10 protein-coding genes are annotated in these 11,118 nt (G+C 63.2%); 5 read left to right on the forward strand and 5 right to left on the reverse strand.

Annotated features, from left to right (window positions below; all coding sequences use genetic code 11):
* Positions 1–826: hypothetical protein (locus tag VKP01_RS02610; RefSeq protein WP_349254984.1), on the reverse strand; the 826-nt coding region annotated here is incomplete at its 3' end.
* A gap of 58 nt (positions 827–884) precedes the next feature.
* Positions 885–1,775 (reverse strand): tRNA glutamyl-Q(34) synthetase GluQRS, encoded by an 891-nt coding sequence (gene gluQRS / locus VKP01_RS02615; protein WP_324410076.1) that lies wholly within the window; start codon positions 1,773–1,775, stop codon positions 885–887.
* 59 nt (positions 1,776–1,834) lie between these two features.
* Here gluQRS and VKP01_RS02620 point away from each other — a divergent pair, with 59 nt between their 5' ends.
* Positions 1,835–2,491, forward strand: coding sequence for a DNA-3-methyladenine glycosylase 2 family protein (locus VKP01_RS02620; protein ID WP_324410077.1), 657 nt, complete (start codon positions 1,835–1,837; stop codon positions 2,489–2,491).
* Here VKP01_RS02620 and darG read toward each other — a convergent pair whose 3' ends face one another.
* Together darG and VKP01_RS02630 are read right to left on the reverse strand one after the other, a co-directional pair.
* The gene (darG, locus tag VKP01_RS02625; protein ID WP_324410078.1) at positions 2,492–3,541 is read right to left on the reverse strand and encodes a type II toxin-antitoxin system antitoxin DNA ADP-ribosyl glycohydrolase DarG; all 1,050 of its coding nucleotides are present in this window, start codon (positions 3,539–3,541) and stop codon (positions 2,492–2,494) included. It abuts the gene before it with no gap.
* A gap of 18 nt (positions 3,542–3,559) precedes the next feature.
* The gene (locus VKP01_RS02630; protein ID WP_324410084.1) at positions 3,560–4,285 is read right to left on the reverse strand and encodes a DarT ssDNA thymidine ADP-ribosyltransferase family protein; all 726 of its coding nucleotides are present in this window, start codon (positions 4,283–4,285) and stop codon (positions 3,560–3,562) included.
* 325 nt (positions 4,286–4,610) lie between these two features.
* Between VKP01_RS02630 and VKP01_RS02635 the strand changes: the two genes are divergently transcribed.
* Positions 4,611–4,982 carry a hypothetical protein gene (locus tag VKP01_RS02635; RefSeq protein ID WP_324410079.1) on the forward strand — a complete coding sequence of 124 codons (372 nt, stop codon included), beginning with the start codon at positions 4,611–4,613 and terminating at the stop codon, positions 4,980–4,982.
* 345 nt (positions 4,983–5,327) lie between these two features.
* On the opposite strand, the gene VKP01_RS02640 is transcribed toward VKP01_RS02635, so the two are convergent.
* Positions 5,328–6,698, reverse strand: a complete 1,371-nt coding sequence (locus VKP01_RS02640; protein WP_324410080.1) for a hypothetical protein — start codon at positions 6,696–6,698, stop codon at positions 5,328–5,330.
* 280 nt (positions 6,699–6,978) lie between these two features.
* Between VKP01_RS02640 and VKP01_RS02645 the strand changes: the two genes are divergently transcribed.
* The 3 genes from VKP01_RS02645 to VKP01_RS02655 all read left to right on the forward strand — a co-directional run.
* On the forward strand, positions 6,979–8,469 hold the full coding sequence (locus VKP01_RS02645; protein ID WP_324410081.1) for an MDR family MFS transporter: 1,491 nt from the start codon (positions 6,979–6,981) through the stop codon (positions 8,467–8,469).
* Between the two features lie 219 nt (positions 8,470–8,688).
* A complete protein-coding gene (locus VKP01_RS02650) occupies positions 8,689–10,482 on the forward strand; it encodes a HAMP domain-containing methyl-accepting chemotaxis protein (protein WP_324410082.1) in 1,794 nt (597 codons plus the stop codon).
* A 298-nt stretch (positions 10,483–10,780) separates the two neighbouring features.
* On the forward strand, positions 10,781–11,118 hold a 338-nt coding region (locus VKP01_RS02655), incomplete at its 3' end, for a class I tRNA ligase family protein (RefSeq protein WP_324410083.1).

Here is an 11,118-nt window from a genome sequence, read left to right on the forward strand (position 1 = left end):
GCGAGAGCGGATCCTCCTCGATCGCATCCGAGCCGCATTGCATCACGATCGCCTGCGGCGCGAAGGCGGCGAGGCGGGGCAGGATCAACTCGTGCAGGATTGCGCGCATCTCGCTGTCATTGAAGCCACGCGGCACCGGCAGGTTGAAATGCAACCCCCCGCCATCCTCGTCGAGCGCCCCCGTGAACGGCCAGCGGCGTTCCTCGTGGACGGAGATCAGGAGCGCGTCCCTGTCGCCCTCGAAAGCATGGGCAACGCCGTCGCAATGATGCGCGTCGATATCGACATAGGCCACGCGCCGAAAGCCGAGCTGGCGCAGGCGCAGGAGGCAGAGCACCGGATCGTTGAAATAGCAAAAGCCGTTGGCGTAATCGGGAAAGGCGTGATGCGTGCCGCCGGCGGGCACATGCACGACCCCGCCGGCATGGACGAGATCCGCCGCAAGCATCGTCCCGCCCGCCGATGTGGCTGGGCGGCGAAACACTTCCGGAAAGACCGGGTTTGCCGTTACCCCGAGATTGTGCCGCTCGCGCGTTTCCTTATCGACATCGCCCTCTTCCTCCGCCCGCTGGAGCGCGGCGATGTAATCGGGCGTATGCCAGAGCGTCAGCGCCGCCGGCTTGGCGCGCGGGCTGGTGACGTAGTTCTGCGGCCCGATCCAGCCGAGTGCGCGTCCGAGATCCATCACGCTCGAGACGCGCGGGATGCGCAAGGGATGGTGGGCGCCGTAGCTTGAGCCGCGATAGATCTCAGAGCCGATAAAGAGCGGCGCGCAGGTCGCATCGCGGGGATTTTCGGAGCGGGGAGAGGGGAGCGGGGCGTTCAAGACGGGCGGACTCGCGCAATGTGATGATGCTCTGCATGTACCGCGCGCAGGGCGCCGATCAAGCCTCGAATCCCAGCATCGCCCGCAAGGCCGCCGGATCCGCGCCCTCTTCGCGCAGCTGCGCGATTGGCGTCGAGACGCGGCTCTTGGCGAGTTTTTCGCCTTCCTCGTCGCGGATCAGATCATGGTGATGGTAGAGCGGCGTGGGCAGGCGAAGCAGGCATTGCAGCAGCACGTGCAGATCCGTCGCCGGCTCGAGATCGCGCCCGCGCACCACATGGGTGACGCCCTGGGCCGCGTCGTCATGCACCACCGCGAGGTGATAGCTTGTCGGGATCTCCTTGCGCATGATCACCGCATCGCCCCAGCGCGCGGGATCGGCGGGAACGCGCGCGATATTTCCGTCCCGGTCGAAGCGCGCGTAGGCAAGCCCCTCCGGTGCGATTCGTGCGGCCTCGGCCCGCGCCTTCGCCATGTCGAGACGCAGGGCGAACGGCTCGCCAGCCTCAATCCGCGCCTGCGCCTCGGCGGGGTCGAGCCCGGCGCACAGACGCGGATAGAGCGGCGCGCCGTCAGGATCACGCAGGGCGGAGGTGCCGGTCTCGGCTTCGCGGGCAGTGACGGCCTGCGCGATCTCCTTACGGGTCGCAAAGCAGGGATAGACCAGCCCGGCTTCGCGCAGGCGGCGCAGCAGCAGGCGGTAATCGTCGAAATGCTGCGATTGCCGCCGGATCGGTTCCTCGAAGCGAAGCCCGAGCCAGGCGAGATCGCGGACGATCGCCGCGTCGTATTCGGGCCGGCAGCGGGTGATGTCGATATCCTCGATGCGCAGGATCAGCCGCCCGCCGAAACGCTTGGCGAGATCCGCATTGAGGAGGGCGGAATAGGCGTGGCCCAGATGCAGAAGCCCGTTCGGGCTCGGGGCAAAGCGGAAAAGGGGTTGCGTCACGCGCGCGGACCTTCGATCGTTCGGTCGTTTGCAGGCACCATAAGCCAGAGCGGGGGCGGATGATACTCGACAGCGAAGCGGCAATGCAGGCGGGGCTCGATGCCCTGCGGGCGCAGGATGCGGTGATGGCGCGGATCATCGGGGAGGTCGCGGCGCGCGGTGCGGGGCCTCCCCTGCGCAAGCGCGAGCCGGGTTTTGCCGGCCTTGCCGCCATCATCGTCTCGCAACAGGTCTCGACCGCGAGCGCCAAGGCGATCTGGGGGCGGGTGAGCGAACGCTTCCCCACTCTCGACGCGCCGACCCTGCGCGGGGCCGATGACGAGGCGTTGCGCGCCTGCGGCCTCTCCGCGCCGAAAATCCGGACGCTGCGCGCCGTTGCCGAGGCCGTCGCGCAGGGCGATCTGCCGCTTGATGATCTGGCCGCGCAGGATGCCGATGCCGCCCATGAGGCCCTCGTCACGGTGAAGGGGATCGGCCCGTGGACCGCCGATATCTACCTGCTCTTCTGCCTCGGCCACCCCGACGCCTTCGCCGCCGGCGATCTCGCCCTCCAGGAAGGCGCCCGCCTCGCCTACACCCTGGACACCCGCCCCAAACCCGCCGAACTCCTCATCCTCGCCGACCAATGGCGCCCCTGGCGCGGCGTCGCGGCGAAGGTGCTCTGGGCGTATTACGGCGTGCAGACGGGGCGTGGAGGGACGGGGGAGGTGGGGTGATCAGTGCTCAGCCTTGATGTAACCGTCTTCTTTCAGACGATTCAGGGCGGCGGTGACGGAAGCGCGGGAGAACTTTTCACGCTTATGGTCGTTCCAGGATTCCAGCGCCTCGGACATTGAGGGCTGATCTGTAATCCCCTCTGCGATCGACAAATAATGCAAGCTGGACAAGAGTTCCATGCCAAAAGGTGTTTCATAACCATCGACCAGCAACGATAAATCATTGATCATCGCGTTCACCTCGACGTTATTTTTCTTCAGGAATTCGCTGGAAGCTGCGAATGTCGCATGGGTGACGATCACTTTTTCTTCACTATCGCTATATCCCTGAATAAAGCCCTTCTTCTCCATGGCCTTGAACGCCGCATGGAGTTCCTTGCTGTAAGGGCCGAATTGCCCCTTTTCGAATTGCAGGCCGAATTGAATGCCGAGAACCTGCATAAAATAGACGAGCTTCTGGGCCGTCAGCCGCGTCAACTGGCCGCCGAAAAATTTCTCGAGCTCTGAGAACACGACCATCATGGTCGCCCGCCCGACGGTCAGATCGGTTGGTATGCCTTCCTGCTCGGGTGCAGGGCCTTTCTCGGATCCTGGCGCGAACACGACGAAATGCACGTCTTGCAGCGACGCGAGTTTATCTTCGATCAAGGGGCGGACGTCGTTCCAGTCAAGCCCGCCATTTCCGCAGCCGAGCGGTGGCAATGCGACGGACATGATCCCCAGATTTCTGATATTTCTGATGAAATCATCAAGCCCCTGCTCAATGAAATCCAGCTTTGACTGCGCACGCCAATGCTGCTTGGTCGGGAAGTTGATGAGATAGCGATGTTGGCCATCCGCCATGAGGCCGCCGTTGTCGAAAACGAACATCTTTCCCGGGGCAAGATCGCCCGCGTCGCACAGGCGCTTGTATGCGCGATAGTTTTCCGGCCAGCGCCGTTTGAACTCAAGGGCCACGCCTTTGCCCATCACGCCAACGCAGTTGACCGTGTTGACGATGGCCTCGGTCGGCTCATCAAACATATCGCCTGTTTTGTATTCGATCGTCATGGTTCAAAAGGTCATGGTTCAGACATAGCACGCGGGCTTGATCAGTAGCCGGATCGGCAGACCGGCTGCGTCCAGCCACGCGCGAACATGCCGTTCATGTTCGGCGCTCTTGAGCACGATGCACGAAACCTCCTCCATCTTCAAACAGTCCCGGACGAGAAATTCCGCCATGCGCTTCTTGCTGCGCTGCTGGTGCGCCGGGGGATCGTCGCGATCTTGCTGATATCTGCATACCCCCGCATAACCGATCTCGGGGATCGCCGCTGTGTAGGGGCTGTCGTCGAAAAGAGCCCAATCGATATGCTCTTCGAGCTTTGCCGGGTCGTCCTCATAGGCCGGCTGTATCCCCGAATTGCAGGCGATATCCGTGAACCAGCATTGTCTGCCCGAGTTAAACAGCCTCTGTGGCTCGACGACGAGAAACGCGACATCGTTCATCGACGCGTCTTCCAGAATTTTCCCGTCCGGTGCCCTGAGCTTGACACTTCCCCGATCGATCGTGAACGCCATTTTCGTGATCGGGGAAAAATAGAAGGGGACGAAATGGTTTACGGTCGATCCGCATGGCGTTTGAAAAGCGGAAGTTCCTCTCCGCGCAACGATTTCATCGAATGATATCCGATATCCGCCTTGGAAATGAGGGTTATGCTTTGCGTATATCGCGCCATCAGCAAGATATCGCTCCAAATTTCGGTAATATGTCATTCGAAAGAGAAAGCGTTTTTTCAAGTTACGGCATTCCATAGCATTCGACCAAGTGCGCGGAGGTTCACCCGTCGCCACTGCCCGAAAATCCCACCACAACCCATGTTGCAGATTCGTTCCTGAAATGCTATATAAAATTGCGAACCGGATGGAGGGTGCAACCTCCACCCGGCTCTGACCACCAGAAAAGGCTACGTTTTCCAATGGCTATAATCAGCGATACCAAAACCGCCTTCACGGCGGAAGCGCCCGCGGCGTGTTCGGCGGGGATACACACGCGATTCTCGAATCCGGGTTCGGCAGGCAGGGCGGCGCGCCGGATGACGGCTCCTGTTCCCCTCGTTCCGAGCGAAAGGGGGCTGGCATGAGCGCGCTTTCGCATGATGACGTCGTCTGGCTGCGCAGCATGTTCGGCGGGCGCACGCCGCGCGAGATCACGCGGATGAAGGCACTGGTCGAGGGCTTCCAGGCGCATCGCCCGATCCACCCCTCCGACATGACCCTGCCACCGACCGCGCAAGAGGCACTGCTCGTCATCATCGACGAACTGGGCCATCTGCGCGCGCATTTCAACGCGCTCGACATGACCTTCGCCGATCTGCAGGACGCCGACGCCCGCCAGGCTCTGCGCACCATTGCCGACGGCATCCACACCCGCCTGCGGGCCATTCGCGAGGATATCGACGACCTCTATGAAAGCGACGCCCGCCGCAAACCGGCCCTGTCGCCCGCGTGATCACCACACCCCCGTGTTCCACAACAGCGGGCCTGCAGCGAGGGGGTTACAGCGCGTTCCGGCCTGACGGAGTCAGGCCGGCGCTCTGAGTTTATCGGGTGACGCTTCGTGTTCCGTAAGCGGGTACCCTCCTGACGCAATGATGCGCCAAACGGGGGGCGCTTGCAGAGGCCTTGACGCGGATGATCCCGGTCTTCCGTACTCTCCGCGCTCGTTCCCTCCCCGTCCGGGCGGGGAGGCGCCCGCATGAAGGGCGCGGGCTGTTTTTCCTGCCCTCAGGGGAGGGATCAAAGGCGGCCATGCGCATTGCATTTGGGAGGCCTTGTTCCCGTCTCCGATCGTCCCTTACTCCCCCGCCGATTGCCCTTCTGCAATATCCGCCGCCATCTCCTCGGCAATCACTGCGGGCTCGACGTCTTTTTTGCTCGCACGGTCTTCCGGCATGCGCGGTGCGCTGGGTTGCCAGGCCTTGAGATATTGGCCGATCTGTTCGTAGAAGGCTGGCACCGCGCTCTCCAGATCGGAGATGAAATTCTTGCGCTGCGTGAAGCGCGCGCCGAGATCGCAGACATGGATGATCTCGAAGGTATGCGGCGCGATCTCCTTTCGGTCGGGAAGGGCGATGTCGGCATTCTCGCGCAGTGCGTCGAGCGCATATTGCGTCGCGCCGCCCCGTCCCGGCCAGTAGAGCCGGATATGCGTGGCCGGCAGTTCGGCCTTGCCGATCTGGCGCAGGAGCCATGACAATCTGGCCTTCGTGCTCTTTTTATCCTCCGGCGCGCGCAGGCGCATGCTGGTGGTGATCGAGCGCGCCTTCACATCCGCCACGAGATCGAGCGGCGCGGCGGCTGCGGGGATCTGGAAGCATGCCTCCAGGCGGTTTTCCCTGCACAGGGTGGCGACATCCTCCTTGAGGCGCAGCTGGGGATCGGCTGCATGCTTGCGCGGGATGCGGACCTTCACCTCGGTCTTGAGCTGGCGCGTGAGGATCAGGCTCAGATCGCGCAATTCCTGATGCCAGGCGCCGACGACATCCTTCACCTCCTCCGCGCTCTGCTTTACCGCACCGCCGGCATGGATCTTCGCCGCGATCTCGGGCCACTCGGCGGGCATGCTGGTGAAGCTCTTCGCGCCGGTGCTCTCATGCGACAGGAAGCGGATGAATTCCTGCAGGATGACCCTCTGCGTGTCATCCGCGATCTCCTCGTTCTCGATCAGCAGACTCGCTTGCGTGAGCAGATACATCCAGGACCAATGGAAGATCTCGACCTTCTTGCGCACGGATGCCGGCAGTTTCAGCGGGTGATGCGTGGGCAGGGGCGCGAACTGGTTCGAGATGGTGATGATCGTATCAATGCCGTTCGCCTTGGCGATCTCGCAATAGGCGCTCAGCTGCTCGGTGGTGAGTTCGGCGTTGCCGATCTTGGCCTCGATCAGGGCCGACCAGCTGCTGCGGCCATTCTCGACGATCAGAATTCCGTCGGGGCGATTGTTCTTGCCGCCGTTACCGGCGAATTCGACCTCCGTGAACACCCGAAACCGCGTGCGCGTGCCCGTGCGCTGCCCCAGAGAGGTCATCAGCGCCCGCCCGAATTCCGGGACATGCGCAAAACAGGCGAGAAAGATCGAAAGCGCGCGGCCTTCCTTTGAGGAATCGGCCAGAACCGGAAACAACCTCGCAGGCTCACCCTTGTGTAAAAATGTCGGACGATTCATGAAAATACTCTTCTCCGCGTGTGATTCGCTCATATTTCAACCAAATGTATTAAAGAGTTGCAGGATTGTCCAATAGATGTGGCGACGATTCCGACGCGCGATGCCGACTTGCATGCGGTTGCCGGCCCGAAGCCCGGCCCGCCAGGCACGGCCTCCGCGCCGAGATCAAGGATCAGCATTGCTGACTCGCATGCGCGCTCATCACGTCCAGATGCATTGGGCGAAATCGCGTGTCCCATTTGCCGGACAGGGCGCTAGTTCTGGTCGGGGAGGTCAGGCCATGGATCAGGGAGCGCGGACGCGCGAATACAACCTCAATGAGCGTGAAATCCGCGCCATCATCGGCGGCATCGTGCTGGCCATGTTCCTCGGGGCCCTCGACCAGACCATCGTCGCCACGGCGCTGCCGACGATCGGGCGTGAGCTCGGCAATGCCGAACTGATTCCCTGGGTGATCACCGGCTACCTGATCTCGGCCACCGCCGTGACGCCGCTCTACGGCAAGTTCTCCGATATACACGGGCGCCGCTTCGCGCTGCTGACCGCCGTGAGCGTCTTCGTCATCGGCTCGATCGCCTGCGCGTTCGCGCCCAACATGATCTGGCTGATCGTGGCGCGGGCCATACAGGGGCTGGGCGGTGGCGGGCTGATCTCGCTGGCGCAGACCATAGTGGCGGATGTCGTTTCCCCGCGCGAGCGCGGCAAGTATCAGGCCTATATCGCGGGCGTCTTCCTCACCGCGAGCGTCGCCGGCCCGACCATCGGGGGCGTGATCGCGCAATACCTGCACTGGTCGGTGATCTTCTGGGTCAACCTGCCACTCGGCGGGCTGGCCCTGTGGATGTCCTATACGACGCTTGCCCGGCTGCCGCGGCACGAGCGTCCGCACAGGCTCGACATTCCCGGTGCGGTGCTGATGGTCTGCGCCACGGTGGCGCTGCTGCTGGCGCTCAGCCAGGGCGGCAATCTGCATCCGTGGCTATCGCCGCAGGTGATCGGGCTGATCGGCCTCTCGCTCGTCTTCTGGATCGCCTTTGCGCTGCGCCTGATGCGTGCGCGCGAGCCGCTCATCCCGCTGCCGCTCTTCGCCAACCAGGTGGTGCGCACGGGCGTGCTCGCGGCGGCTTTCGGCATGGGGACGTTCATCGGTCTGACGATCTACATGCCGGTCTATTATGAGACGGTCTGGGGCCTGAACGCGGCGCAATCGGGTTTCGCGCTGCTGCCGCTGATGCTCGGCACCGTCATCGGCGCGACGACCGCCGGCCGGTTGATGTCGCGGCTCGATCATTACAAGCGCGTGCCGATCATCGGCCTGAGCGTCGCAATCACGGCGATGCTGGTACTGGCGTTCTTCGTGACGACTCTGCCCTTCTGGCTGGTCGCCACCCTGATCGCGGTCATCTCGGCGGGTAATGGCACATTGCTGCCGGTCTGTACGGTGGCGATCCAGAACGCGGTGGCCGTGCATCAGGTGGGGACGGTGACCGGCGCCATGGGCTTCTTCCGGCAACTGGGCGGTGCGCTGATGGTGGCAGCGCTTGGCGCCATCGTGCTTGGCGGTCTCGGTGCAGCCGATCCCGATGCGGCCCGCGCCCTGCGATCCGGCGCGCTTTCGGCCGATCCGGAGCGCTTTGCCGGCGCCTTCGCCTGGGCGTTCGGTTTTGCGGCACTGATTCTGGCCGGCGCGCTGGGCTTTCTGCTGCGGATGCGCGAATTGCCGCTGCGCTCGGGGGAGGTGCCATCGCGCGCCGCCCCTGACCCGGCCTGATATGCGGAATGACCGCGAAGATTGCCGCTGATTCGAAAAGCGCTTTCTGATTATCATTTTATCAATTAAAGAACGTTATTTTACGCATTGAATTCATCCTGAATTGTAATGCGCTCGTGATCAGAAATGCGCTCTGCCCGCCCCCCCCGGCTTCGCTGCAAGGGTCTGCATTGTGGCAAATCTTCCGATCACAGGCCATGTGAGCGAGAGAAAACGGGCATGACGATCAAACGCCTCACGACCCTGATCACGACTTCGCTGGTTCTGTCGATCCTCGCCGTTACCGGCGCGGCCTATTTCTACAAATCCGCCACGGGCGAATTACACCGGGCGCATCAGCAGAAATATCAATCCTATCTGCTCGCCGACGAGTTGCGTCAGAGCTCCGACGACCTCACCCGGCTGGCGCGCACCTATGCCGTCACCGGCGATGAGTCTTACGAGGCCCAATATTGGGACGTGCTCGCCATCCGCAACGGCGAGAAGCCGCGTCCGCAGGACTACTGGCGCAGCTACTGGGATTTCGTTGCAGCCGGCGACGCCGTCCCGCGCCCGGCGGACCGTACGATCGCATTGGAAGATCTCAAGCACGAAGCGGGCTTCACCGAGGCGGAATTCGATCTTCTGACGCAGGCGCAGAACAATTCAGACGGGCTCGTGGCGTTGGAGACGCAGGCGATGAATGCGGTCAAGGGCCTGTTTGCGGATGAGAACGGCGAATACAGCCTCCAGGGCGAGCCCGACATGGCCTATGCGGCGCGCCTTTTGCATTCGCGCCAGTACCACCGCTTCAAGGCGGAGATCATGGCCCCGGTCGATGGGTTCTTCGTCATGATGTCACAGCGCACCGATGCAGCCGTCGCGACGGCGCAAGAGCAGGCACGTTTTGCCGGCATGCTGATTATTGCTGCGCTCGTCATGCTGGCTGCAAGTGTGGGCTTCACGATCTGGAGCCTCGTCGCCCGGGTCTCGCGTCCGCTGGGCGATCTCAGCGGCGTGATGACACGGCTGACGCGGGGCGAGAGCGATCTTGCAGTTCCCGGCATCGGGCGCAGCGACGAGATCGGGCAGATGGCCCAGAGCGTGCAGTATTTCCGCGACGGGCTGGCCGAGCGCGAAGCACTGCGCGTCGAACAGGAACGTGAGCAGGCGAGCCGGCTCGCCAAGGGGCAGAAGCTCGAACAGGCGATTTCCGGTTTCGAGAAGACCATTGCCGGGATCGTGCGCAGCCTCTCCGGCTCCGCGACGCAGATGCAGGATTCGGCACAGGGCATGGCGAGCCTCGCCGAGAGTGGCGCACAGCGCTCCGCCAGCGTCGCGGCGGCCACTGAGGAAGCCAGCACCAATGTCCAATCCGTCGCCGCCGCGACGGAGGAGCTCACTGCCTCGATCAGCGAAATCGGGCGCCAGGTCGAGAGTTCGAGCCAGTCCACGGAGCGTGCTGTCGCGGAGGTCAGTCGAGCCGAGACCACGATGCAGGGGCTCTCGGCTTCCGCGCAGAAGGTCGGTGACGTGATCTCGCTGATCCAGGCCATTGCCGAACAGACCAATCTGCTGGCCCTCAACGCCACGATCGAAGCGGCGCGGGCCGGCGATGCGGGCAAGGGCTTCGCCGTGGTCGCAGCGGAGGTGAAGAACCTCGCCAGCCAGACGCAACGCGCAACGGAGGATATCGCGGATCAGATCACGGCGATCCAGAGCGCGACGCAGGAGGCCGTCGGTGTCATTACCGGGATCGCCGGTGCCGTCAGTGAGGTCAACCAGACCGCCTCTTCGATCTCCGCCTCGGTGCAACAGCAGGCGAGCGCCACGCACGAGATCAACACCAATGTGCAGCAGGCGGCGGCGGGAACCGGCGAGGTCGCCAACCACATTGCCGGCGTGAACGATGCTTCGCGCGAGACCGGCGACGCGGCTTCGAAGATGCTCGCTTCCGTGGAGGAATTGTCGCAGCAGGCGAAGACGCTCAGCGGCGAAGTCGAGCGTTTTCTCGGCGATATCCGCGCCGCCTGAGGCGCCTGAGCGCCCCGAATTCGGCCAGCGACCCCGCCATTGCGACAGTGATGGCGGGGTTTGCTGTTCGAGACGCTTTATTCGCGCGCACTGGCTTGCTACAAGCCGGGCGACAACACGCGTCGGGAAAACGATGATGACGGGTCGATACGGCCATGACGGGCGGCGAATTACCGGCCCGGCCCTCGCTTGATACGCCTTCACGCAAGGCGGCGAGGGGCCGGGAACGCTGCTTCGCGCCCGATTTCGATGAAGATTCCGCTCCCGCATGCTGCGGTGAGCCACAAGGTTGAAACAGATGTCCGACAAGCCTGACAACACGCCCGTCAACGACGCGCCTGATTACGCCTCCACCCTCTACCTGCCGCAGACGGAATTCCCGATGCGCGCCGGCCTGCCCAGGCGCGAGCCGGAATTCCTCGCCCGCTGGAACGAGATCGATCTCTATCGCAAGCTGCGCGAGCAGGGCACGCGCGAGAAGCGCGACCGCTTCGTGCTGCATGACGGCCCGCCCTATGCCAACGGCAACATCCATATCGGGCATGCGCTCAACAAGATCCTGAAGGATCTGATCGTGCGCTCGCAGCAGATGCTGGGCAAGGATTCGAACTACGTCCCCGGCTGGGATTGCCACGG

This window comes from Saliniramus sp. (assembly GCF_035311605.1).
Taxonomy (GTDB): Bacteria; Pseudomonadota; Alphaproteobacteria; order Rhizobiales; family Beijerinckiaceae; genus Saliniramus.

What these genes read in the sequence shown, in the direction of transcription:
- VKP01_RS02620 (WP_324410077.1), top strand. Translation starts at nt 1,835, where the DNA reads ATGATACTCGACAGCGAAGCGGCAATGCAGGCGGGGCTCGATGCCCTG.
- darG (WP_324410078.1), bottom strand. Translation starts at nt 3,541, where the DNA reads ATGACGATCGAATACAAAACAGGCGATATGTTTGATGAGCCGACCGAG.
- VKP01_RS02630 (WP_324410084.1), bottom strand. Translation starts at nt 4,285, where the DNA reads ATGGAATGCCGTAACTTGAAAAAACGCTTTCTCTTTCGAATGACATAT.
- VKP01_RS02635 (WP_324410079.1), top strand. Translation starts at nt 4,611, where the DNA reads ATGAGCGCGCTTTCGCATGATGACGTCGTCTGGCTGCGCAGCATGTTC.
- VKP01_RS02640 (WP_324410080.1), bottom strand. Translation starts at nt 6,698, where the DNA reads ATGAATCGTCCGACATTTTTACACAAGGGTGAGCCTGCGAGGTTGTTT.
- VKP01_RS02645 (WP_324410081.1), top strand. Translation starts at nt 6,979, where the DNA reads ATGGATCAGGGAGCGCGGACGCGCGAATACAACCTCAATGAGCGTGAA.
- VKP01_RS02650 (WP_324410082.1), top strand. Translation starts at nt 8,689, where the DNA reads ATGACGATCAAACGCCTCACGACCCTGATCACGACTTCGCTGGTTCTG.